Source organism: Paraburkholderia sp. GAS32 (genome assembly GCF_050434225.1).
Lineage (GTDB): Bacteria > Pseudomonadota > Gammaproteobacteria > Burkholderiales > Burkholderiaceae > Paraburkholderia > Paraburkholderia madseniana.
In genome coordinates this window covers 85006-108813 of sequence record NZ_JBNPVS010000036.1, presented here as the reverse complement: position 1 = coordinate 108813, position 23808 = coordinate 85006, and the positions used below count along the sequence as shown (strand labels likewise).

The following is a 23808-nucleotide window of genomic DNA, read 5'->3' as shown; positions in this document are numbered from 1 at the left end:
ATCAGGGTTGTCAGTACACCAGCGCGTACTTTGTGGGCGAACTGAAGGCCAACGACATGGTTCAGAGCATGAGCAGAAAGGGGAACTGCTGGGACAACGCGGTCGTGGAGCGCTTCTTTAGAAGCCTGAAAAGTGAATGGCTGAACCCAAAGGGGTACCTCGATCACGCAGAAGCCGAACGCGACATCAAGGCCTATATCGACGACTTTTATAACTGCCGGCGGATCCATTCGGCAACGAACGGAGTGCCGCCGGTGCGGCACGAGGCTTCATTTTTTTAACAATTTCCTTTGTCGGTGTCCAAGATTACTTGACCACTACAGTGCCGCCCCGCACAGGGGCAACGCTAATAGACCACTAACAATGCAAGGAAAGGCACGAAAGCCAGAACAAGGAAAGGCCAAAGCCCCAAGAACACGGCCAAAAAGCGCCACGCAAGAAGAAAACCATCAAACCTTATACCCAACCCGAACCCCACCCCAATGCCGCCCGCCCACAAACACGGGCGCCGACGCATCTTTCATCAAAACAAACTGCCCCCCACCCATATCGCGTCGATACGTCTGCAGCAAAAATTTCTTAACATGCGAAGCAGCCGCAATCCCAGTGCGATCATCGAACATCCGCCGATTCCGGCAATTCGCCATATTCCACACCACATCCTCGCGCTGCGGCAAAGAAAACTTCAGATTATGCGTAGGCAGATACCCACGCACATCCACAGCAGCGCAAAACGCCACGCGTGGATCCAGCCCGAGTAACGGCTCCTGAATAGCCGGCAAAACCCGATCGGTAAACGCAGTGAACCGCGTAATGAACTGAGCCGGATTGCTCCCGGCAACAGGCACGTAGTGCTGATCGAACAGATCCTCAATCGACACTTCGCCCCGAGCGACAGCCGCTTCGAATACCTTGCTCACCTCGGCCGCAGCCCGCTGCACGGCTTCGATAAACCGCGTATCCGTCGTCTCGACCCCCGTGGCCGCGGTCAGCTCGATCAGCGTCTCGGACACGCTGAGCAGATTCCCCAGCCGGTCCTTCGCCTGCACGAAGTTTTCACTCGAATCTTCGACGCCGCTCGCCATCTCCAGCACCTGAGCCTCGAGCCCATTGCATTGCGTCTCGATCTCGCCGGTCAACGTGGCGATCTGTCCAGCCTCGTCGTTGAGCTGCGTAATCGCATCGCCCGTCGCATGCACGACGTCGCCAATCTTGCGAGTGCCTTCGCGGACCCGATGGGCGCGCGCCGTGTTCACCGAACCCTCGCTGATCAGCTGCTCGGTCTGCTGGGTGAGTTGCGCGAGCGTCGTCTCGATCTGGCCGGTCGCCTGCGCGGTCTTCGCCGACAGGTTCTTCACCTCGGCGGCTACTACCGCGAAACTTTTGCCGGAGTCGCCGGCGCGCGCGGCTTCGATCGCGGCGTTCAGCGCCAGCAAATGCGTCTGGCGGGCGATCAGCGAAATCTCCTCGGAGACGCGGCTCACATGGGCCAACGCGCTGCGCAACGCGCCAATCTGGCTCTCGATCACCGTCACACCTTCCACCAGCCCATGGATATCGGCAAGCGACGCTTCGAGTGTCTGTTGCGACGCCTGCACGCCGGTTGCGGCTTCAGCCGACACGCTGCGCATTTCACGCGCGGCAGCGGCGATGCGGTGGTTGCCCGCCAGCGTGACGGCAGCGGATTCGCGCAGCGCGCGGCATACCTGTGCCTGGCGCTGCACGCGCGCAGCCACTTCTTCGACGTGGCCAGATACGTCGCAGATTTCAATACCCAGTTTGCCGGCGTGGGCGGCAATATCGCCGACCACAGTCTGCGAACGGGCAGCCCGGCGGAAGCTGAAGCGCGTCATGGTCGTGTCTCCTTGATGGCGCGGTTTGCTGAGTCAATTCGTGCGCTCATCCAGCACGGATGCCGCGTCTTCCCGAAGTATTGACGGCAAACTTGCAAACAACTTGATACGGGGTATCCCGCGGTCGTTATGATGTGGGGTCCGGCAGGGCGAGAGCGCTGCCACAGCCCGGCACACAGCGCGCGTGCGACGGCCCGGCCTGAGAGAGGCCCGGCCCCGCAAGTGGCTGTGCCTGCCATTTCTCGCAGCCTTCCCACTCATTAGCGGACCATGATCGACTCCTTCGCACGCGTCTCAGGATGGCAGCAGCTTTACCACCTGTGGGAGCTGATCGTGATGCTCTGCAAGTTTCTCTGGGGACTGTTGCGCTTGCTCGGAGGCGGTTGAGAGCCCATCGTCGTGTGCCGGCGGTGCGTCAACAGCGCGGCCATGCGCGCATGGGTGCGGATCGGAGAATGCTTGAATCGGTGAATCGGCGGGATCGCCAGACGATGCGACGATACGGCCGTCGCATCGTCCAGGAAAGGGTCAGACCGGCGCGCGGCGCACGCTTTCAGCAGCCGGCGCAGCAGCATCGTTCGTGCCGAGAAACGCGCGCAGATCGGTCATTACGCGCTCAGGGGCTTCTTCCATCGGAATATGGCCGAGTCCCGGGTACATCACCGATTTCGCGCCCGGAATACGGCTCGCAAATTCGGCCGCATGCGCAGGTGGAATCCAGCGATCCTTCGCCCCCCACAGCACAAGCGACGGCACCTTCAGCGTCTTCAGCACTTCGGTATCGACGTCCTTGAAGTCGAGCGTCGGCACCATCTTGCCGATCGCCGTGCGCGTGCCTTCGCCGTGGAAGAACTCGACGTAACGCCGCAGCGTCACCGCATCGATCTTGTGCGGATCGCCATACACGTTGCGCACCGCGCTCTTGATAATGACTTCCGGCAGCCACCACGGCGAACTGACCCGCACCAGCGCGCTATTGAAGAGGCCGATGTAAATCGGCAGCTTCATCGGAAAACCGGCTGAGTCGATCAGTACGAGCTTTTCGACGGCCTCGCGATGACGTACTGCGTAATCCCACGAAATCAGGCCACCGAGCGAGTTGCCGATCAGCGTCGCGCGCGAGATGCCGAGTGCCTGCATGAACGTGTCGATAAATCGCCGGTAGGTTGGCAGGTTCATCGTTTCGATTTTGCCGGAGTGCGAGCGTAGCGGTCCGGTCACGCCGAACGGCGGCAGATCGAGGCGGATCACGCGATGCCCGCGCTTGAGTTCGTCGGCCATACGATTCCACGTATGCAACGAAGATGCGAAACCGTGAATCATCACGATCGTATCGCCGCTGCCTTCGTCGACGTAATGCACGTCGGCACCCATGATCTTGACGAACTTGGAACCGCTTTGCGTGTAGCGCCGCTGCAATTCGGTGCGCGGCACGCTGGTGATGCCGAGGCGCGCGGCGAGCGAGCGGGGGCGCAGCGGCGCTGTGGATGCGGGCGTTGCGGATTCGATGCTTGCCATGGTTGTTGTCTCCCTTTAGTTTGAATTAGATTGTTTCTGCGTCTGCCACAGACTCAGCATCTGAGCCGGTATCGGCCCCCACCTCCGCATCGCGAGCAGCCCCTCAGCCGCCGCATGCTTCTATGGCACGAAGCGATAATCGTGCGGCCGCACACGCCGCGTGCGTTTGCGAAAGCTGAACGTGAAGCCCGGCCACTGCGTTGTGACTTTGCCGCTCTTCGTCTGATAATAGCTATGGCAGCCGCTGACCCACACGGAGTGCTGCATCTCATTCTGCAGACGCGCATTGAAATCGTGCTGAACGTCGGGCCGCAGGTTCATCGTGCGTGCCTTGCGTCGGCGCAATACGCGCAGGCAATCGGCGATGTACTGCACTTGCGACTCGATCATGTAGATCATCGAGTTGTGGCCGAGCCCGGTGTTCGGGCCGACGATCATGAAGAAGTTCGGGAAGTTGGCGATGCTGGTGCCGAGGTAGGCCTCCGGTCCATCGCGCAGCCACATCGCGCCGAGGTCGGCGCCGTCGAGACCGGTCACGTTGAACGGTGCACCCACGTCGTTGACCTGGAAGCCCGTGCCGCAGATGATCGCATCGGCCTGGTGATGCGCGCCGTCGTTAGTGACGATGCCGTCGGTGGTGATTTCGCGGATACCGGTCGTCACCACGTCGACGTTGGGCTGGCTGAGCGCCGGATAGTAATCGCTCGACAGCAGCACGCGCTTGCAGCCGAGCCGGTAGTTCGGCGTCAGCTTGGCGCGCAGCGCCGGGTCCTTGACGCGCCGTTCGAGGTAGCTCAAGCCGAATTTCATCGGCAACTTCATCAGTTTCGGATTGACGACGAACGCAATCGCACGCGATTCGAGCTGCCAGTAGATCGCATTGCGCACGAAGCGCTGCGTGAACGGCAGATGCCGGAACAGCCAATGTGCGCGCGGGCCGATCGGCTTGTTGGGCTTGGGCATGATCCACGGTGCGGTGCGCTGGAACAGTTCGAGTTGCGCGACATGTGGCTGGATCTGCGGCACGAACTGGATTGCGCTGGCACCGGTGCCAATTACCGCTACGCGCTTGCCTTCGAGCGGATAGTCGTGATCCCAGCACGCGGAATGAAACAGCTTGCCTTCGAAGCGCTCGAGCCCGGCGATCTGCGGCATGGCCGGCCGCGATAGCGGACCGCTCGCGGCGATCACGACATCGGCCTCGATGCTTTCGCGCGTACCGTTCGAATCGATCTCGACCTGCCATATCTGCCGCGCTTCGTCGAAACGCGCCGAGGCCACGCGCGCATTGCAACGCACGTAACGATCGACGCCGTATTTGCGCGCGCAATGCTTGAGGTAAGCGAAGATCTCCGCCTGGCTGCCGAACGCGCGCGACCACGCCGGATTCGGCTCGAACGAAAACGAATACAGATGGGACGGCACATCGCAGGCTGCGCCGGGATAGGTGTTGTCGCGCCACGTGCCGCCAACATCGCCGGCCGCCTCATAAATCGTGAACGACGTGATGCCCATCTGCTGAAGGCGGATCGCCATGCCGATGCCCGCAAACCCGCTGCCCACAATGACAATGCGCGGCGCGGCGGGTTGGGCAGTTGAAGCAGGCGTCACGGCGGCTCTCCGAAGTCGGCAAAGTTCAGGTGTCTACATATGTCTACAGACGTATAACGCGCAGGGTAGACAACTGTACACCTCGCGTCAAGATCGTTTAGAGTACGACTATTAAACGCGCAAGCCGCACTCCGACTGAAAGCTCATGAAACCCTCACCCGAAGCGGCGCTCGCCGCCGACCATGGCGCTGTTGCCGGGCTGGACCTTCCGCCCGGCAAGCGCAAACTGATCGAAGCCGCGTTGCGTTTGACCGCGGGCGGGCGCAGCTTTGCAAGTCTGGGTCTGCGCGAGTTGGCGCGCGAGGCAGGGTTGAATCCCAACACGTTCTACCGCCATTTCGACACGCTCGACGCGCTGGCGCGCGAAGCGGTCGAATCGGTGAGCCGCCGCTTGCGGCCGATGCTGCGGCGCGAGCGCTGGCTGGCCGCGCACGACGAGCCGCAGAGCGTGCCGCGTCGCGCGTGCATGGCGTTCTTCGCGTTTGCGTTGGAGAATCGCGAGGCATTTCTGAGCGCGCTGGCCGAGTATCACGGCACGTCGCCGGCGCTGCGCGAAGCGGTGCGGGCAAACCTCCACGAGGTGTCGGCGGAAATGGCGGACGACGTCGTGCAACTGCAACTGATGCCGACGCTCGCCCGCGCAACCGTCGACGAAGTCTGCACGCAGATCGTGCTGCTGCTGTTTCATCTTTCGGCGGAGTACATCGACGGGAATGCCGCGCGCCGGGACGCGCTGGTCGCGTATGCGGAGCGTTTCATCGTCCGGCTGTTTGCTGGTTCGGTGCTGCTAGCGCAGCATGAGCCGGTCAGGGCGCCCGCATGAATGAAGGGAATCGACATAAAAAAACAGGCTCCGTGCAGGAGCCTGTTTTCATTGCAGCTTGATCGATTAGCGTTTGATTGACTGCATCTCATCCAGCGCGGTGTTTCTCAGGTATCGCTCCAGCCGCCGGAATCGTCGTTGCTGCCCATGTCGACGCCGCCGCCGCTGTTGTCGTTCCAGTCGTTCGAGCCCTGGCCGAAGTCGAGGCCGCCGCCATTGCCGCCGTCGCTGCCGCGGCGACGCGTTTCGTCATCGACAATCACGTCGCGCTCCACGACGCGTTCACGCCCGGAATTCAGCGCCTCGCCGAGCAACACGCCGGTCAGCAGACCGCCCATGCCGCCGCCGAAACCGCCACCACCTTGTTGCACGATGACCTGCGGCTGCTGCTGATACGGTCCTTGTTGCGGATACGGCTGCGGCGGGTTGCCGAAACGCTCTGCTTCCTGCGCATACGGCGACTGCTGCGTGCCGGCGGCCGGCGCGGCATACGGATCGGGCCGCCCTTCGGCGCGGGCGCGCAGGCTGCCGATGCGCTGTTCCAGTTCGTCGAGCTGATACGGCGGCACCGGATTCTTGCTGTTCGACAGCGTTTCGACGAGACCGCGCAACTGGTCTTCGGTCGATTCGACTTCCTTCTCCAGCGCCTCATGACCTTGCACGGTGGAGAGCTTCACGTCGAGCTTCAACGAGCGCACGGCGTTGAGCATTTCGGTTGCGCGCTTGAGCTGCACGCGACGATCGTCGTCGGCGCGCGAATCGTCTTGCGTGCGGGCACGGCGCAAGGTCCAGCGCAACACCAGCGCGATCACGCCGATCAGGAGAATGATGCCGACCCACATGCCGATGCCGGGACCATGCCGTTGCGGCGCTTGCGGCGCTATCGCCGACTGCTGCTGCACCGCCGGCGAATTCTGCTGTACGAACGGGTTGGCCGCGCGGCTCGTGGTGTTGCCGCCGGCGCCGCCAGCACGTTCCGCGTCCTTACGGATGCGCGCTTCGGTTTGCGCGAAACGGGTCGGGTCGGTGAAGCGGATTTGCGGATCGAGCGTCTTGGCCTGTTGGATCTGGGCGAGGGCGTCGGCATAACGGCCTTCGCGATCGAGCACCTGGCTGTACAGGTAGTGCGCGCGCGCATTGTTCGGATGCGCCTGCAGTACTTCGCTCAAACCGGCATCGGCCTGCTGCCAGTTGCCTTGCGACATGGCGGATTCGATCTGCTGGACCGTCGGCACAGCGAACGCCGCGGCCGACACGAACAGCAGTGAGGCGAATGCGCTTGCGAGAAATTTTTTCATTTACGGACCGGGTGCGATGCACCCGTCTCCTTCAGTCGATTCCGATGGCGCTCGTAACGGCCACCGGTATGCACTGCTGACGCAATTACTGAGCCGGCGTGTTGATCTGCTTCTTCAACGCTTCGAGACGATCTTCGACTGACGGGCCGCGGTTCAGATCCGCGAGCTTGTCGTCGAGCGCCTTGCCGGTCTTAACGTCGGCCGAATTCAGGCGTGCGTCGGAACGGGCGTTCGATAACGCAACCTTGTCTTCCAGCTTCTGGAAATCCTCGGAGAGATTCTTGCCGCCGATACCGCCCAACGCAGTAGCGGCAACATCTTTGGCCTGAGCGATCTGCTGCTTGGCTTGCAGAATGTTCGAGCGCGCGTTCAGGTCGTTACGACGGCCACGCATGTCGTCGATCTGACTCTTCAACTGGGCAACGGACGGCTCCAGCGTGGTCAGTTCTCTCGCCAGCGCATCGCGTTCAGCTTCGGCCGTGGCTTGCGCGCCGAGGGCTTCGCGTGCGAGCGCTTCGTCGCCGGATTGCAGCGCGCGCTTCGCGCCGTCTTCGTACTTCTTTGCCTTGTCGGCGGCGACATCGCGCTTGCTTTGCTGCGTGGCGACCTGTGCCTGAATCTCGATCAGCGAGTTCTCGGCTTTAGCGATGCTCTCGTCGAGTTCGCGCACGATCTGGCGCGAATCGCGCGACGGATCCTGCACGGAATCGGCTGCGTCGTTCAGGAGACCTTTAAGCGTGCGCGAAATGCTGTCAAAAAGCGACATGAAAACCTCCAAAGAATGAAATCGGCGCTGAATAATTCCCACGCGCTTTAACTGCTTTCAAATGCTACTTTACGCCGCTGCGCGAGAAGCTGCGCAGCGTTCGGACCGGAGTTCGGGGCACACTCGCCAATTGCAATAGTGGTGCCACAAATTTACGTTTTGAAACCGAATGGCCAACAGCCTCAGTGGTTAAAACGCGCGGTGGCTTATTCAGCCGTCGGCGGATATTACACCACGCATTCTCTTAAAACCGCCTTAAAGGGCGCGATGACACAATCGCCAACTTTGTGCGCGGCGGGCACCGTGCGGCGGGCATCCGCGACGTGCATCGGCACGGCGAGTGTCGGCGCGGCGAGTGTCGCGGATGTGAACAGGCGTGGTGTATCGACGGCGTGCTTGCGCTTCAACAGCGCATCAATGCGCGGTGGGTTGGGGCGCTTGACCGTGGTGGCACTTCCGATTCAGGCGAAGCGGCCGCCTTCCGTGCTCGGATCGCTTTGTGGATCGTCTTCGTCGCGCGTGGCGTCGAGGCGAGGGCGTTTAAGCACGTGGCGCAAAGGCGTGTCCACGTCGCCCGGTTTTTGCGCCGAACCGGCAATGGACGCCGCTTCGGCCGCGGCGACGCGCGCCACGGCTTCGGCTGCCGCGGCGGCTTCTATTTCCTCGGCGGTGGCGGTGAGGGCGGCCAATACACCGGCCGGCAGCAACGGCGCTGGGCCCGCGCCTGCGGCCGTGCCCAACAATTCATCCGCGTGCGATGCCGCCGCGCTTTCCGCCGGCACAGCGGTTTCGTTGTCACCGTGAGTCTGAAAGGCCTCCGGAAGCGCTGCCCGTGCGTGGCGCGTACCGCGCGCGACCCGTTGCAGCGCCGCGTCGAGCGCGTCCGGCGCGCGCGGCGCACGCAGCCGGTCGACAATGCTGGCCGCTTTCACCTGTTCGCTGGTCGCGCCGAAGCTCAACACCGCGCGCCGCATCAGTTCGCTGACGCTAATGCCCAGGTTTTCGGCGGTGGCGGCGATCGCGCGTTTCTGTGCGGTCGTGACGAATACGACGATGCGTTCGCTGGGCTTGTTCATGGTCGGCTCGCATACTTGTTGGCATTGGCGAATCAAGGCGTGAATCTGGCGTACGCCGTCGCGCGTGTCGGTGTCGACCCCCGCGCCGTGTCCATCATATGACGAGTTGCACCGATGCGGAACGGGCGCGACATGAAAATCCCGTGACATCAACGGGTTGTAGCGTTTGCGGCGGGCTTGTCCACAGGCCTTTCAACAATTTCTGTTGATAACCTGGGCAAGTGGCGCCGGGAGCGCGTGCAATTGCCGCGATCTACCGGCATGGCGCCGCGCGAAGGGAATTCTTACAAAAAAACTGTCTTGGACGGCGCCTGATTTCTTTAAAATGCGCTGTTGCGTTGCGCCGGACGATGTCACGGGCGTGCCGTGCGGTCGCCCGGGGGCATAGGGCCGCGCGGTGTTTTGCGCCTCACGCGTTCAGTTACGCGCCCACTATTCCAGTCATGCCAATCATCAAACGACCGCATTCTTCAAATTCTCCGGCTGGTGACGACCGGGACGCCTACCACCGCACTCCAGGACGCAACGCTGCTTCGCGCGACGCTGAGCCCGGCCGCCGTTCGATCGGTGCGAGCATCACCATCTGGTTTGTCAGTCTGCTGGCGACCATTGCCGTGGTGGGTGCACTGATCGTCGGTTATGCGCTCGTGGTGATGGGGCCGCAACTGCCGTCGCTCGATGCGCTGACCGACTATCGCCCGAAAGTGCCGTTGCGGGTGTACACCGCGGATCACGTGCTGATCGGCGAGTTCGGTGAAGAACGGCGCAGCATCGTGCGCTTCCAGGACATTCCGGACCAGATGAAGAAGGCGGTGCTCGCGATCGAAGACTATCGCTTCTACGAGCACGGCGGCGTCGATTTCGTGGGCATTCTGCGCGCGGGCATTTCCGACATCACGCATGGCGGCGCCTCGCAGGGTGCGAGCACGATCACGATGCAGGTGGCGCGCAACTTCTTCCTCTCGAGCGAGAAGACCTACACGCGCAAGATTTACGAAATGATGCTGGCGTACAAGATCGAACGCGCGCTGACCAAGGATCAGATCCTCGAGGTCTACATGAACCAGATTTATCTGGGCGAGCGCTCGTACGGTTTTGCCGCGGCCGCGCGCGTGTACTTCGGCAAGGATCTGAAAGACATCACGCTGGCTGAAGCCGCGATGCTGGCCGGCTTGCCGAAGGCGCCTTCCGCGTATAACCCAGTGGTCAATCCGAAGCGCGCGAAGATCCGTCAGGAATACATTCTGAAGCGCATGCTCGAGCTGAAATACATCAGTCAGGATCAGTACGACCAGGCGGTCAAGGAAGAGATTCACACCAAGAATCCGGGCAACGAATACAGTGTGCATGCTGAGTACATCGCGGAAATGGTTCGCCAGATGATGTACGCGCAGTACAAGGACGAAACCTATACGCGCGGCCTGAACGTCACCACCACGATCGATTCCGCCGACCAGGACGCCGCCTATCGCGCAGTGCGCAAGGGCGTGATGGACTACGAGCGGCGCCACGGCTACCGCGGGCCGGAAGGCTTCGTGCAACTGCCCGCACCGGGCGACGACCGCGATCAGACCATCGACGACGCGCTCACCGATCACCCCGACAACGGCGAAATCATCGCCGCCGTGGTGACGGACGCGAATCCGAAGCAGGTGAAGGCGCAGCTGGTCGACGGCACGGAAGTGACCATCAGCGGCGACGGTCTGCGCTTTGCAGCCGGTGCGCTCTCCGCGCGCGCGGCGGCCGCCACGAAGATCAAGCCGGGTTCGATCGTGCGCCTCGTCGCCGACGACAAGGGCAACTGGCAGATCACGCAACTGCCGCAAGTGGAAGGCGCGCTAGTTTCGCTCACGCCGCAGGACGGTGCGATTCGCGCGCTGGTGGGCGGCTTCGACTTCAACAAGAACAAGTTCAACCACGTCACGCAGGCGTGGCGTCAGCCGGGTTCGAGCTTCAAGCCGTTCATCTATTCGGCAGCGCTCGACAAGGGTCTCGGACCGGCCACGATCATTAACGACGCGCCGCTGTACTTCCCGCCGAGCACGCCGGGTGGTGACGCGTGGGAGCCGAAGGACGACGACCAGCCGGACGGTCCGATGCCGCTGCGCCTCGCGCTGCAGAAATCGAAGAACCTGGTGTCGATCCGTATCCTGTCGTTCATCGGCACCAAGTACGCGCAAGATTTTGTCACGCAGCGTTTTGGTTTCGACGCCGACAAGACCCCGCCGTATCTGCCGATGGCGCTCGGCGCCGGCCTCGTCACGCCGCTGCAATCGGCGGGCGCATACTCGGTGTTCGCGAACGGTGGCTACCGCATCAATCCGTATCTGATCAACGAAGTGACGGATGCACGTGGCGTACCGCTCTCGAAGGCACAGCCGTTGACCGCTGGCCAGGATGCGCCGCGTACGCTCGAACCGCGTAACGCTTACATCATGAACAGCCTGCTGCACTCGGTGGCCACGGCCGGCACGGGTGCGGGCTCCAACGTGCTGCATCGTTCGGACCTGCAGGGTAAGACGGGTACGACCAACGACGCCAAGGACGGCTGGTTCGCCGGTTATCAGCAATCGCTGGTGGCGGTGGCGTGGATGGGTTACGACCAGCCGAAGAGTCTCGGCAGCCGCGAGTTCGGTGCACAGCTCGCGTTGCCGATCTGGGTCGAGTACATGCAGCGTGCGCTGCGCGGCATACCGCAAAGCGAGCCGGCGCAACCGGACGGCGTGACCGCGGTCGACGGCGAGCTGTTCTATACGGACATGACGCCGGGCAATGGTTTCGTGGCCAGCATCGGTCTGGATTCCGCGAATCCGACCGCCGGTGTGAGCGACGCGGTGGGTGGCGTGGGGCCGGCGGGTATGACGCCGCCGGCGGTGCCGCCGCCGAATGTCTCGTCGAATGAGAAGAAGCAGATCATGGATCTGTTCGAGACGAACAAGCCTTGATGTTCGCCAGTCCCCCCAAGGGGACTTTCTTAGAGGCTCGCTTAGGGGCGTAGCGAGTGTGTGCGGCCTGTCCGGGGCCGCACACGCAAGTTTTTGAAAGGGCGGGGAAACCGTTGCCTGCCGCGGATTGAGTGGCGGTATTCGGGTAAGCTCCGCCCGCAGATTTTGTGCCTGCGCTGTGCAGTGTGTTTTAATCACGCCTGCGATGCTTTTTATATTGGGTCCTATACGGACGCCCGATTCCTAAGCGGTTTCGGCCTCCAGCACTGCTGTGTCTCGCCGCGAGCGAGACACCCATCTTCGAAAGTCCCGCCGCGCAAGACCCGTTTGACGCGCGCGCCTGCCACTTCGTCCGTGGGCAACCGTCAGGTTGCCGCGGCCGGCGTGTTTGTTACACAGCATCCACCGGGTCGTTGCCTCGTGAAAAGTCGAATACTCGTCTGTCTGATGACAGGTCTGCTGCGCGCGTTTGCTTTCCTGCCATATGGCGTTGTCGCGCGCATCGGCACCGGCATCGGTGCGTTGCTGTACCGGATTCCCAGCGCGCGCCGGCGCGTCGTGCATACCAATCTGAAACTGTGCTTTCCCGACATGAGCGACGACGCGCGCGAGCGTCTCGCGCGCGCGCATTTCTGTCATGTGATCCGCAGTTATGTCGAGCGCGGTCCCCAATGGTTCGGCAATGCGCAGGCGTTGGCGCGCCTGGTCGAAGTGGAGAGCGCGATCGATCTGACCGACATGGAGGGGCAGCCGACGATTTTTGTCGGCTTCCATTTTGTCGGTATCGAGGCGGGTTGCATGATGTATTCGACGCGGCATCCGGTTGCGTCTTTGTATACGCCGATGTCGAATTTGTTGCTTGATGCGATGGCTAAGCGGCAGCGTGGGCGCTTTGGTACGGAGATGATTCCGCGTAGCGATAGTGTGCGGCGGGCTTTGCGTGTGCTGCGGGATGGCAAGCCTGTCATGCTGGCTGCTGATATGGATTTTGGGTTGCGGGATTCGGTGTTTGTGCCGTTTTTTGGTGTGCCTGCGTGTACGCTTACTTCCGTTTCGCGGATGGCCAAGGCTGGGAATGCTCGGGTTGTGCCTTTTGTGACTGAGGTTTTGCCGGATTATCGGGGCTATAAATTGACTATCTTCGAAGCGTTAAAGGATTTTCCTTCGGAGGATGTTGCTGTCGATGCTCGGCGGATTACCGAATTTCTTGAGACGCAGGTGCGTCGGATTCCTGATCAGTATTATTGGGTGCATAAGAGGTTTAAGCATCGGCCTGCTGGGGAGGCTGGGGTTTATTGATTTTTTTGCCTGTGCGGCGCTTATATCTGTACGCGCACGGTGTTGGCCTTTCCTTGATTTGCTAGTGGTCTATTAGCGTTGCCCCTGTGCGGGGCGGCACCTACTTTTCTTTGCATGCCGCAAAGAAAAGTAGGCAAAAGAAAGCGGCTCAAACCACTCCTGCTAAGTGGGCACCGTGGTCTGCTACGGGTAGTGGTGCATCTGGAATCTGGGTTCGTGCACCTGCTTGCGCTTGTGACAAGGGCGTCATACTTCCGGCGGCGCTGCGCGCGCCGAAGAGTAGTTCTTAAATCCACTCGCTGTTTGGGCGGCGCCTGAAAGATCTACGTCCGATTTCGTTGCGCGCTCAAGCACTTACTCCGGATGTCCAGGTGTTATCAACATGCCTTTCAACAAAATCTGTGGATAAGGCGTCCCTCCGCAATACGCCCGCCGTCGCGAGGCGCGTAGCGCGTAGTCGATCACCCCCTGCATCAGCCTGCACCCCAAGCAACAAACCGATCTGCATCAAGCACTTAAGCGCGTAGCCCCGTAGTTATCAACAGCCCTGTCAACATAAACTCGGGATAACGTTGTGGCATGGTGAGGCATCCCAATGGCTGCGGCCAGAATCAAGAGGCACATTCAGCACCCCCTGGTTCATTCCGCACCGTGCCCAAATATCACAGCGCGTTCAACGTGTTAGCCCGCTTGTCAGATAGTTTTCAACAGCCTCATCAACATAAACTGGGGATAAGTCCGCAGCCATAACTACGGAATCCCAGGTTTAGTTCGACACGTCCACGGTCGCCGCGGCCGTAGCAGGCGCAGGCGCAGACGCAGATGTAGCCTGCCCCGCCCCCAATGGCGGATTCCCCATCGCCTGGAACAGGGCCGCGGTGTCCGTCAGCCGTGCACTGGTATAGCGGATCTCATCGAGCTGCGCGTTGCGGAACTGCTGTTCGCTCGAGCGCGTCGATGCGATCGGCAACGCGCCCAGTCGGTAGCGTCCCGACGTTTCGTCGGAAATTCCTTGCGCCGAGCGCGCTGCAATGTTCGCGGCGTCGAGCGCTTGTGCGTCGTGCTGGAGTGCTGCGAGCGTGTCGGCGACGTTCTGGAATGCGGTCAGTACGGTTTGCTTGTATTGCGAAACCGTGGCGTCATAGGTGTCGACGGCCGCGCGGCGCTGCGCAAACAGGGCGCCGCCGTGAAACAGCGGTTGTGACAAGGAGGCGCCTATACTCCATATCGCTCCCGCGCCGGATAGCGCCACCGGCCAGCTAAAGCCGCCTTGTCCCATCGAGGCACTCAGCGAGAGACTCGGGAACATCTGCGCCGTCGCCACGCCGACATCGGCCGCCGCGGCCTTCAAGGCGGCGTCCGCGGCCTGAATGTCGGGGCGGGTGCGCAGCAGTTCGGAGGGCACCACAACCGGCACCTGTCCAGGCACGTGCAGTTGCGCAAGATCGAGGTCGTCCGGGGCCGCGTCCGGTGTGCGGCCGAGTAGTACGGCCAACGCATGACGCGTCGTCAGCCATTGCTGCTTCAAGCCCGGCAAACTCGCCGACAGACTCGCCGCACTTTGTTGCGCGCTCAACTGATCGGCGTGCGAGACCGCGCCCAGTACGTAGCGCCGTTGCGTGTCACGTGCCTGATCGTTGGCAAGCGTCACGAGCCGCTCGGTTGTGTCGATCTGCGCGCGCAATGCGGCGCTCGTGATCGCCGCTGTCACGATGTTGGCGGCCAGCGCGCGGCGCGCGGCGTCGAACTGATAGGCCTGCACGTTCACGCGGGCGGCGAGGGCGGCGTCGGCGAGTCGCGCGGCGCCAAACAGGTCGAACGTGTAGTGCGCCTGCAATTGACCGACGAAGATGTTGTACAGGAACGTATTCGGACCTGCCTCAGGGATCGCCAGCGCACGATTGCGGGTGACCTGGCCGCCCGCGTCGATGGTTGGCAGCATCGAACTGCCGATTTGCGCGCGCAGTTGCTCGCGCGCGGCAGCCAGGCTCTTGTCGGTGGCGGCGAGCGTTGGGCTGTTGCGCAAGCCTTCGGCGACCAGCGCGTTCAGCGCCTCCGATTGATACAGCTTCCACCATTCAGGCACGGGCTTCGCGCCGACCACGAATTGCTGGGTGATGCCTTGTGCGGGTACGGTTTGCGTCGGTTGCGCTTCGGCGCCGTAGTGAGCCGGTTGCGGCATGGCGGGCGGCTCGCCGTTCGGGCCGAACGAGCAGGCGGCCAGCGTCAGCGCAGCGCCTGCGAGAAGCGTGAGGCGCACGTGTCGAGGGAATGCAAGGATAGCCATGATCTCAGTTCCCCGAATGCGTCGTGGCGGACGGCGCCGGCGGCTCGCGCTCGTCGGTGCGCACTCTGAACGACATGGCGTACAGGGCCGGCAGATAGAACAGCGTGAGGATGGTCGCGCTCGTAATGCCGCCCATCAGCGCGGTCGCCATCGGGCCGAAGAAGTTCGAGCGCAACAGCGGAATCAGCGCGAGGACGGCCGCGGCCGCGGTCAGCGTGATCGGCCGGAAACGCCGCACCGTCGCGCCGACGATCGCGTCGAAACGTTTGTGTCCCGCTGCAATGTCCTGCTCGATCTGATCGACGAGAATCACCGAGTTGCGCATGATGATGCCGAACATGGCGATCACCCCAAGCATTGCGACGAAACCGAACGGCTGGCCGAACAGCAGCAGCGTCAACACCACGCCGATCAGGCCGAGCGGCGCGGTCAGCACCACCATCAGCACGCGCGCGAAACTCTGCAACTGGACCATCAGGAGCACCAGTACGGCGATGATCATGATCGGCATCTGGGCGTTGATCGACGTCTGCCCCTTGCCGCTTTCTTCGACCGAGCCGCCGATCTCGATCCGGTAGCCGACCGGCAGCGTGCTGCGAATCTGGCTGAGGGCTTTATCGACGGCATGCGTGACGTCGATCCCTTGCGCGCCAGGCGCGACGTCGGACTGCACGGTGATGGTAGGTTGCCGGTCGCGTTCCCAGATCACACCGTATTCGAGGTCGTTGCGCAGATGGCCGAGCGTGCCGAGCGGCACCGGGCCGTTCGGTGTGGGCATCGCCAGCGTGACGAGCTTCGCGGGGTCGACGCGTTCCGCTTTCGGGGCGCGCAGATCGACGCTGATCAGCTTGTCGCGCTCGCGATACTGCGTGACGGTGTAGCCGGAGAGTGTCATCGCGAGGAAGCTCGAGATGTCTTCGGAGGTCACGCCGAGTTCGCGGGCCTTCTTCTGATCGACTTCGAAGCGCACCGAGCGCTCGGCGGGTTCGTCCCAGTCGAACTGGACGTTGCTGGTGCGGCGGTCGGCGCGCATGGTCGCGGCGACGCGCTCGGCGATCGAGCGCACGGTGGCGATATCGTCGCCGCTCACGCGGAACTGCACAGGGTAGCCGACCGGCGGACCATTCTCGAGGCGCGACAGGCGTGTGCGGATCGCCGGAAAGTTGTTGCGCAATTCCGATTCGAGCCATTGCGCGAGCTTCTCGCGATCTTTCACGGATTTCGCGGTGATCACGAACTGCGCGAAATTCGGCTGCGGCAATTGCTGATCGAGCGGCAAATAGAAACGCGGCGCACCGGTGCCGACAAAGTTCACCGTATGATCGATTTCCGGACGGCCCACCAGCGCCTTTTCGAGCCGCTCTGCCTGGCGCAATGTCGCTTCGAACGACGCGCCTTCGGGCAGGCGCACGTCCACCAGCAACTCGGGCCGGTCGGAGCTCGGGAAGAACTGTTGCGGCACCAGCGTGAAGCCTGCCATGGCCAGAATGAACAGCACGACGGTGATCGCCAGCACGACGAAACGCCGTTCGATGCACCAGCTGATCCAGCCACGCAGGCGCTTGTAAAACCGCGTGTCGTAGATGTCGTGCTCGTGATCTTCCGCTTCGTGTGCCTGGCGTTTGCGCTCCGGTAGCATGTGATAGCCGAGCAACGGAATCAGCACAACGGCGGCCAGCCACGACGCAATCAGCGCGATTGCCGACACCTCGAAAATCGAACGCGTGTATTCACCGGTGCTCGACTTGGCGAGCGCGATCGGCAGGAAGCCGGAGACGGTCACGAGCGTCCCGGTCAGCATCGGGAAAGCGGTGCTCGTGTATGCATAGGCAGCGGCGCGCGTGCGGGTCCAGCCTTGCTCCAGCTTCACCGACATCATCTCGACTGCGATGATCGCGTCGTCGACCAATAGCCCCAAAGCGAGCACCAGCGTGCCCAACGACACCTTGTGCAGTCCGATGTCAAACAGATACATGCACAGCGCCGTGACGGCGAGCACGACAGGTATCGAGATCACGACCACCATGCCGGTGCGCACGCCCAACGACAGCAGGCTGACCACCAGCACGATCGCAATCGCCTCGGCGACGGCTTCGAGAAAATCGTCGACCGAACGCGCCACCGCGTTCGGCATGCTCGACACTTCGACCAGGTGCAAACCGGCGGGCAGGTAGGCCCGCAGCGTGACCATCTGCTGATCGAGCGCCTTGCCCAGACGGATCACATCGCCGCCCGCCTGCATCGTCACGCCGATGCCGAGCACCGCCTTGACGCCGGAGCGCATCTGCGTGGCGACTGGATCGTCGTAACCGCGCTTGATGGTGGCGATGTCGCCGAGACGGAACGAGCGGTTGTTGATGCGGATCAGCGTGTCGGCGAGCGCATTGACGTCTTTGAACTGGCCGGTGGGGCGCACGAACACGCGGTCGTCGGTGGTGGTCAGCGTGCCTGCCGGCGAGACGCTGTTCTGCGAATTGATCGCCTGGCCGAGTTGCTGCGGCGAGATGCCAAGGCGCGTGAGTTGCGTGTTGGCGATCTCGATGTAGATGTGCTGGTCCGGATCGCCGAAATAATCGACCTTGCCGACGCCCGGAACACGCAGCAGCACCGTGCGCAACTGGTCCGCGTAATCGTGCAGTTGTGCGGCGGAAAAGCCGTCGCCTTCGAGCGTCCAGATGTTGGTGTAGACGTCGCCGAATTCGTCGTTGAAGAACGGGCCCTGAATGCCTGGCGGCAAGGTCGTGGCGATATCGCCGACTTTCTTGCGCACCTGATACCAGGTTTCGGGCACGTCCTTGACCGGCGCCGAGTCTTTCATCGAGAAGAACATCAACGATTCGCCGGGGCGCGAGTAGCTGCGCACGAAATCGATGGCGGGTGTTTCCTGCAATTTGCGGCCGATGCGGTCGGTGACCTGTTCCTGCACCTGGCGCGCGGTCGCGCCGGGCCAGAAGGTGCGGATCACCATCACGCGGAACGTGAAGGGCGGATCTTCGGATTGGGCAAGACGTGTATAGGCGAGAACGCCGAATGCGGTAGCGAGCGCGATCAGGAAAACGACCAGCGCCTGATGGCGCAGCGCCCATGCGGACAGGTTGAAGTGTCCTTCTTCAGGCGTGGTGCTCATGAAGCGAAGTCCTCGGGATGCAGCGGCGGGATCACGTGGACTTTTTCGCCGGCGGTCACGGTATGCACGCCTTGCAGTACGACGCGCTCACCATCCTTGAGCCCCTGGCCGATCACAATCGTGCGCTCGTTATAGCGCGTGACCGTCACGCGGCGCAGTTCCAGCGCGTTGTCCGCGGCGCGCACGACCCACACGGCCGGCCGCGCGCCGTCGTGGAACAGGGCGGTGGCGGGCACAGTAAAGGAACCGTTCTGGCTCGCCGAGGCGTTGGCAGCTGAGTTGCCAGTTGCGTCGGCAGATGAGTCCGAGGGCGACGGCGCGGCGAGCGCGATGTCGGCGGTCATGCCGAGGCGTACGTCCGGACCGGGATTGTCGAGCGTGAGCTTGGCGCGGTAAGTGCGGCTTTGCGGATCGGCGGCGGGCGACAGTTCGCGCACGCGCGCCTTGAAGCTGCGGCCCGGCAGCGCGGCCAGCGTGACCTGCGCGGTCTGCCCGACCGAGAGCGCGGCGAGCGCACTTTCCGGCACGTCGCAGACGACGTCGATATCGCCGCTCCATGCGAGGTTATAGACGGCTTGCCCCGCGGACACATTCTGGCCGGTGTCGGCCTGTTCGGCCGTGATCACGCCGGCGTGATCGGCACTGAGCGTGGTGTACTGCAACTGGTCTTTCGACAGCGCCGCCTGCTGCGCGGCCTGGTCGCGCTGCGCGGCGGCTGAGGCGTACGCGTTGGTGGTCTGTTCGAGCTGAGCGGGCGCGATCAGGTTTTCTTTCGCCTGTGCCTGGTCGCGATCGAGTTGCTGCTTCGCATACACGAGACTGTGTTGCGCGGCTTCGAGTTGAGCCTGCGCGCTGGCGGCATTCTTTTGCGCATCTGCCGGATCGAGCCGGGCGACGATCTGCCCGTTCTTCACGACGTCGCCCAAGCGTACGCGCCGCTCGATGATTTTGCCGCCGACGCGAAACGACAGCGGGGTGGAATAGCGCGCCTGCACTTCGCCGGGCAACGAGGCCGCGGCTGTCGCGCTGCCGTCCGCATGCACGGCGACGGCGACCACCGGACGCGGCGCGGGCGCAACCGCTTCCTTCTTCGAGCACGCGGCGAGCGTGACCATACCGGCGAGCGCGAGGGCAAATGCTGCGCGGCGCAGACGCGCAGAACGGGCATACCGATGGGACTGCTGGCGCATCGCAGACGATGCGGGAGGACCGGGACGCTTCACAATTACCCCAACTGGAGACAGCGAACGAACACGGCAAGCCGCAGCGGCTCGCCAGCGAAGACACGTGGGCCAAAACATGCGATTGACATACGGGTCTGACTTCGAATGGATGGGTGCATTCTAATACACACCTGTATTTGAATGTTGTTGTGAATTGGAATTCTTTTCGGTGCTAGACTTGCGCCCATGAAACGGCAACGACTTACACGCGAGCAGAGCAAAGACCAGACGCGCCAGCGCCTGCTCGACGCTGCGCAAGCAATTTTTATGAAGAAAGGCTTTGTCGCGGCGAGTGTCGAAGACATCGCCGGGGCGGCGGGTTATACACGCGGCGCGTTCTATTCGAACTTCCGCAGCAAGAACGAGTTGTTCCTCGAACTACTGCGGCGCGACCACGAGACCATGCAGATGGGGTTGCATGCCATTTTCGAAGACGCGACTTCGCGCGAGGAAATGGAAGAGCGCGTGCTGCGCTACTACAGCAACCTGCATCGCGAGAACAAATGTTTCCTGCTGTGGGTAGAGGCGAAGCTGCTGGCCGTGCGCGACGGCCGCTTCCGCATACGCTTTAACGCGTTCCTGCACGAAAAGCTCGAACAGTTGAGTGCGTACATCCGCGAGTTTTCGACGCGGGTCGGCACGCCTCTGCCGTTACCGGCGGAGACACTAGCGATGGGCTTGATGGGCTTGTGCGACGGCGTGCAGTTCTTTTATGCGGTCGACCCGCAGAACGTCTCGTCGGAGATGGCTGAAACGGTGCTGGCGGGATTTTTCGCGCGCGTGGTGTTCGGGCGCGACGCGTAATACGAGTGCCGGCGGATCAGCTCGCCGGCAACTGCGCGCAGGCGTTAGCAACCGGCGTGGCGCAGACGAACGAATACTGCCCGCTGTAGCGCAGGACTTCTTCACCGACGTGCAGGACAACCTTGATTTCCGGGCACCGCTCGTAAGCGATGAAGGCCGAACAGGCCGCCGCGGACCAGCAAACCAGTGAAAACGCGATTTTTTCGAAAAGCTGAAAACGATGTGGCATAGCGATGTGTTCCTTTCGGGCGCTATGTTACCAGCATCTAAGGGTTTATACCTACCAAATATCCGCAATAAACCTCGCAATAGCGTCGCGAGCGCCTCAGAAACCTGACCGGATTGTCATGTTCAGGTCAGGGTTGGGACATGATCGGGTCGATACAATCGAATCGTTGGGCAAATCCGCGCGCGCCTTGTCGCGCGGGTCGACACAGGCGGCAGCGTTGCGCCGGCCCGGCTTTATCGAGGCAGGAGTCGTCCCATGAATCAATTGCAGTCGATGCGCGTATTCGTCAAGGTGGCCGACCTTGGCAGTTTCGTCCGCGCGGCCGGCGCGCTGGATCTTTCCACTGCCGTTGTCACGCGCCACGTCGCGGATCTGGAAGCGCGCCTTGGTACCCGGCTGCTCAATCGCACGACGCGGCGCCTCTCGCTGACCGAATCCGGCACGACTTATCTGGAACGCGTGCGCCATATTCTCGACGACCTGGAAGGCGTCGAGCAGATGGTGGTGGCGCGTAATCACGAACCGGTCGGGACGCTGCGCATCGTCGCGCCAGTGGTGTTCGGGCTGCATAGCCTCGCGCCGGTGGTGCAGTCTTACGCCGAGCGTTATCCGGAGGTCATGCCTGACGTCACGCTGGCGGATCGCCACGTCGATCTGGTGGAAGAGGGGTTCGACGTTGGCATTATGGTCGCACGGCACATGCGCAGCGCGAGCATTGTCACGCGGCGATTGACCACCGGCTATATGACGGTTTGCGCGACGCCCGCCTATCTGCAGCAGCACGGTACGCCGACCCGTCCCGAGGATCTGTTGAAGCATCCGTGTCTGAGCCGGCCTGCGGAGCAGGGCGGCGACGAAAAGGTCTTTACCGGACCGCTGGGTGAGGTCCGTGTGAGACCCACCAACGCGATCGCGGCTAACAACACTGAGATGCTGAGGCAGTTCGCTTTGCTGGGCATGGGCGTGGCGATTTTGCCGAGCTACCTGATCGGCCGCGATCTGGCGTCCGGGCGGCTTGTGCCGTTGCTCGGCGATTACCGCCTGCCGCAAATCGAAATCACGATCGCGTATCCAAGCCGCCTTCATTTGCCGGCGAAAGTACGCACCTTTATCGATCACCTTGTCGCGCATTTCCAGCGCACCGACGAGCACGCGCGCGATCCCCGTGCCAGGATGCCGCGGCGTGCCGTGGCCGGCTCGCCGGTTTATGCCGACGATCTGCCGGTGTCCGCTTTGCAGGGCGACGCGGCGCGGCCGACGCTCCCGGTTTCGCGCGCGCGGATCGTAGCATCGTCGTCGCTTTGACGAGCGCGCGGTAAACCTAGATCCACACGTCGTTCGCGGCGGTGCGTTCGTTGCTTTCTTCGCCGGTGTTCTTCACGCCGCGCGGCTCGATCAGCAGCAGCTTGACCTCGCGTTCGGCATACGGTTTGTGTTCCGTGCCTTTGGGCACCACGAACATTTCTCCGGCCGAGAGCAGCACGGAGCCATCGCGCATGTCGATGCGCAACTGTCCGTCCAGCACGATAAACGTTTCGTCCGTGTCGGCATGTTCGTGCCAGACAAAGTCGCCTTCGATGCGCACCAGCTTGAACTGGTAGTCGTTCATTTCCGCGACCACGCGTGCTTGCCACTGGTCGCTGAAGAGCTCCAGCTTCTCAGCGAAATTGATGGCGCGGTAGGGCCGTTGAATCGTTTGATGGGTGGACATCGCGGTGCTCCCTCCTGAGGGGTAGGTGTGTGTCAGGCAGGAGCGTAGGGCGGGAGGCGCTAGCGGGTCTTGTACGTTTGTGCGCGGGGGCGGCGGGCGATGGACGGTGGGATATCCGTCGAGCTACCGTTAACGCGCGCCGCGGGTCGAAGGCCCCAGCATCTTGAGCCAATGCGCCGGCGCAACGCCCCAGGCGCGCTTGAAGTGCCGCGTCATATGGCTCTGATCGGTAAAGCCGGCCGCCGCCGACGCGTCGGCGAGCGACACGCCCTGAATCGCGAGGCGGCGCACGAGATCGAGCCGGCGCATGGTCAGATAGCGATGCGGACTCGTGCCGAACAGCGCACGAAAATCCCGCGACAAACTCCAACGGTCGCGGCCGGCGGCTGCCGCCAGTTCGTCGAGTGTCACTGCGCTATCGAGCGAACCAAGCATATACTCGCGCGCCCGTTCGGCCGCGAGGTAATCCACCGGACGGCGCGTCGCCGCGCCCCCTGCCACGGCGTCGAGCGCGATGGCCAGTTCGTAGAGCGCATCGTCCTGTTCGAGCGAATCGATCGCACAATCCATCGTGCGCAGCAGGCTCTCGGTCGCAGCAAACAGACGCGGGTCGTTCGAGAGTCCACCTTCAATGAACGGCAACGGCTTGCCGCCGAGCGCCTGTTGAAACAGCGCCGGGTCGACATAGATCATCCGGTAGTGAAAGCCGTCGCGGGTGCCGGCCTGGCCGTCGTGCGGCTCATCGGGATGCAGCACCATCGTGCCGCCCGGCAAGCTGTTACGCGTGCTGCCCCGATAGCGGAAGCTCTGCACGCCAGCAAGCGTGCGGCCGATCGCATAGGTATCGTGCCGGTGCATCGCATAGCCGGCATGATGAAAGAAGGCTTCGATTCGCTCGATGCCGCTCGTGCCGCCCGAATGCGGCGAGCGATGGATCCAGTCGGCAGCGGGCTTCGGATCGGACGAAAGTGAACTCGGCGTCAAGACCTGCTTTCCGCTCATGCCCCCAGACCCGGCCCATAGTTGCCGCCGACGAGGCGCGTGACCGACGCCACGTCGGCATAGTCCTGCTCCGGCAAACCGTCGAGCATCGACACGACTTCGTTGCTCGCGCCGGCTTCGCGCGCGGCGTCGACTAGCGCGTCCTGGTAGGTCGGGAAACGGACTTCGCGCAGAACGTCGGCGATCTGCAGATCAATCGATTCGCCGGGAATAGCCGATGCGGTCATGCAAGCGCT

At 62.6% G+C, this 23808-nt stretch carries 19 protein-coding genes; 6 read left to right on the top strand and 13 right to left on the bottom strand.

Going from position 1 to position 23808, the window contains the following annotated elements:
- Positions 1–281, top strand: a 281-nt coding sequence (locus tag P3T25_RS33860) for an integrase core domain-containing protein (RefSeq protein WP_429361346.1), incomplete at its 5' end; no start/stop codon positions are given.
- Positions 282–449: 168 nt separating this feature from the next.
- On the opposite strand, the gene P3T25_RS33855 is transcribed toward P3T25_RS33860, so the two are convergent.
- From P3T25_RS33855 to P3T25_RS33845, 3 genes are all read right to left on the bottom strand, one after another.
- A complete protein-coding gene (locus tag P3T25_RS33855) occupies positions 450–1853 on the bottom strand; it encodes a methyl-accepting chemotaxis protein (protein WP_429361344.1) in 1404 nt (467 codons plus the stop codon).
- Positions 1854–2381: 528 nt separating this feature from the next.
- Complete coding sequence (locus P3T25_RS33850) at positions 2382–3371, bottom strand: alpha/beta fold hydrolase (protein WP_429361342.1); 990 nt, start codon at positions 3369–3371, stop codon at positions 2382–2384.
- A gap of 120 nt (positions 3372–3491) precedes the next feature.
- On the bottom strand, positions 3492–4982 hold the full coding sequence (locus P3T25_RS33845; RefSeq protein WP_429361340.1) for a flavin-containing monooxygenase: 1491 nt from the start codon (positions 4980–4982) through the stop codon (positions 3492–3494).
- Between the two features lie 145 nt (positions 4983–5127).
- Between P3T25_RS33845 and P3T25_RS33840 the strand changes: the two genes are divergently transcribed.
- The gene (locus P3T25_RS33840) at positions 5128–5805 is read left to right on the top strand and encodes a TetR family transcriptional regulator (RefSeq protein ID WP_171927590.1); all 678 of its coding nucleotides are present in this window, start codon (positions 5128–5130) and stop codon (positions 5803–5805) included.
- Positions 5806–5912: 107 nt separating this feature from the next.
- On the opposite strand, the gene P3T25_RS33835 is transcribed toward P3T25_RS33840, so the two are convergent.
- From P3T25_RS33835 to P3T25_RS33825, 3 genes are all read right to left on the bottom strand, one after another.
- Positions 5913–7103 carry a tetratricopeptide repeat protein gene (locus P3T25_RS33835; protein WP_171927589.1) on the bottom strand — a complete coding sequence of 397 codons (1191 nt, stop codon included), beginning with the start codon at positions 7101–7103 and terminating at the stop codon, positions 5913–5915.
- 85 nt (positions 7104–7188) lie between these two features.
- Positions 7189–7869: a PspA/IM30 family protein gene (locus tag P3T25_RS33830; RefSeq protein WP_097392886.1), complete on the bottom strand. Its 681-nt coding sequence runs from the start codon at positions 7867–7869 to the stop codon at positions 7189–7191.
- A gap of 461 nt (positions 7870–8330) precedes the next feature.
- Positions 8331–8945, bottom strand: a complete 615-nt coding sequence (locus tag P3T25_RS33825) for a hypothetical protein (RefSeq protein ID WP_154563741.1) — start codon at positions 8943–8945, stop codon at positions 8331–8333.
- Between the two features lie 443 nt (positions 8946–9388).
- On the opposite strand from P3T25_RS33825, the gene P3T25_RS33820 reads away from it, so the two are divergent.
- Positions 9389–11890 carry a penicillin-binding protein 1A gene (locus P3T25_RS33820; protein WP_154563743.1) on the top strand — a complete coding sequence of 834 codons (2502 nt, stop codon included), beginning with the start codon at positions 9389–9391 and terminating at the stop codon, positions 11888–11890.
- 447 nt (positions 11891–12337) lie between these two features.
- Positions 12338–13189 carry a lipid A biosynthesis lauroyl acyltransferase gene (locus P3T25_RS33815; protein ID WP_234475406.1) on the top strand — a complete coding sequence of 284 codons (852 nt, stop codon included), beginning with the start codon at positions 12338–12340 and terminating at the stop codon, positions 13187–13189.
- A 766-nt stretch (positions 13190–13955) separates the two neighbouring features.
- On the opposite strand, the gene P3T25_RS33810 is transcribed toward P3T25_RS33815, so the two are convergent.
- From P3T25_RS33810 to P3T25_RS33800, 3 genes are read right to left on the bottom strand one after another with little or no spacing between them, the layout of a single operon-like run.
- Entirely contained in the window at positions 13956–15476 is a 1521-nt protein-coding gene (locus P3T25_RS33810; RefSeq protein WP_429361336.1) for an efflux transporter outer membrane subunit, read from the bottom strand.
- A gap of 4 nt (positions 15477–15480) precedes the next feature.
- Positions 15481–18603 (bottom strand): efflux RND transporter permease subunit, encoded by a 3123-nt coding sequence (locus tag P3T25_RS33805; protein WP_429361334.1) that lies wholly within the window; start codon positions 18601–18603, stop codon positions 15481–15483.
- A complete protein-coding gene (locus tag P3T25_RS33800) occupies positions 18600–19793 on the bottom strand; it encodes an efflux RND transporter periplasmic adaptor subunit (protein ID WP_154563751.1) in 1194 nt (397 codons plus the stop codon). The genes P3T25_RS33805 and P3T25_RS33800 overlap by 4 nt, the downstream gene beginning before the upstream one ends.
- A gap of 219 nt (positions 19794–20012) precedes the next feature.
- Here P3T25_RS33800 and P3T25_RS33795 point away from each other — a divergent pair, with 219 nt between their 5' ends.
- Positions 20013–20630, top strand: coding sequence for a TetR/AcrR family transcriptional regulator (locus P3T25_RS33795; RefSeq protein ID WP_154563753.1), 618 nt, complete (start codon positions 20013–20015; stop codon positions 20628–20630).
- Positions 20631–20646: 16 nt separating this feature from the next.
- On the opposite strand, the gene P3T25_RS33790 is transcribed toward P3T25_RS33795, so the two are convergent.
- The gene (locus P3T25_RS33790; protein WP_154563755.1) at positions 20647–20859 is read right to left on the bottom strand and encodes a hypothetical protein; all 213 of its coding nucleotides are present in this window, start codon (positions 20857–20859) and stop codon (positions 20647–20649) included.
- 255 nt (positions 20860–21114) lie between these two features.
- On the opposite strand from P3T25_RS33790, the gene P3T25_RS33785 reads away from it, so the two are divergent.
- Positions 21115–22164 (top strand): LysR family transcriptional regulator, encoded by a 1050-nt coding sequence (locus P3T25_RS33785; RefSeq protein ID WP_154563757.1) that lies wholly within the window; start codon positions 21115–21117, stop codon positions 22162–22164.
- A gap of 16 nt (positions 22165–22180) precedes the next feature.
- On the opposite strand, the gene P3T25_RS33780 is transcribed toward P3T25_RS33785, so the two are convergent.
- The 3 genes from P3T25_RS33780 to P3T25_RS33770 all read right to left on the bottom strand — a co-directional run bounded on the left by P3T25_RS33780 (position 22181) and on the right by P3T25_RS33770 (position 23799).
- Complete coding sequence (locus P3T25_RS33780) at positions 22181–22570, bottom strand: cupin domain-containing protein (RefSeq protein WP_154563759.1); 390 nt, start codon at positions 22568–22570, stop codon at positions 22181–22183.
- Between the two features lie 129 nt (positions 22571–22699).
- Positions 22700–23572, bottom strand: coding sequence for an AraC family transcriptional regulator (locus P3T25_RS33775; protein ID WP_154563761.1), 873 nt, complete (start codon positions 23570–23572; stop codon positions 22700–22702).
- Positions 23569–23799 (bottom strand): DUF2795 domain-containing protein, encoded by a 231-nt coding sequence (locus P3T25_RS33770; protein ID WP_429361330.1) that lies wholly within the window; start codon positions 23797–23799, stop codon positions 23569–23571. Before P3T25_RS33770 ends, P3T25_RS33775 begins: the two co-directional genes overlap by 4 nt.
- Positions 23800–23808: the final 9 nt, after the last annotated feature.